The 241-nt window shown below is 40.7% G+C and carries 1 pseudogene; it reads left to right on the plus strand.

The features are described 5' to 3' along the window. Positions 1 to 241 (plus strand): annotated as a pseudogene (locus H5S41_RS00505) (ISL3 family transposase); the annotation flags it as partial.

Consider the following 241-nt stretch of genomic DNA (forward strand, 5'->3'; position numbering starts at 1 on the left):
GTTTAAATGGTATTCGCTATGAACTTGAATTGTGGAAACAGCGTTACTATTGTCGCCAATGTCAGACTACTTTTGGCGCTACAACCAATTTAACTGCTAATAATCAAACCTTATCCGGTCAACTAAAAAACCAAATCATGGAATTTGCCAAAGAAGGCTTAAACGGTAAACTAATTGCCCGCGTCTGTCACTGCTCACCAAGCAGTGTTCGCCGTACAATTAAAGAACGCATCAAACCGCA

Origin of the sequence: Limosilactobacillus albertensis (genome assembly GCF_014145555.1) — a bacterium.
GTDB classification, from domain to species: domain Bacteria; phylum Bacillota; class Bacilli; order Lactobacillales; family Lactobacillaceae; genus Limosilactobacillus; species Limosilactobacillus albertensis.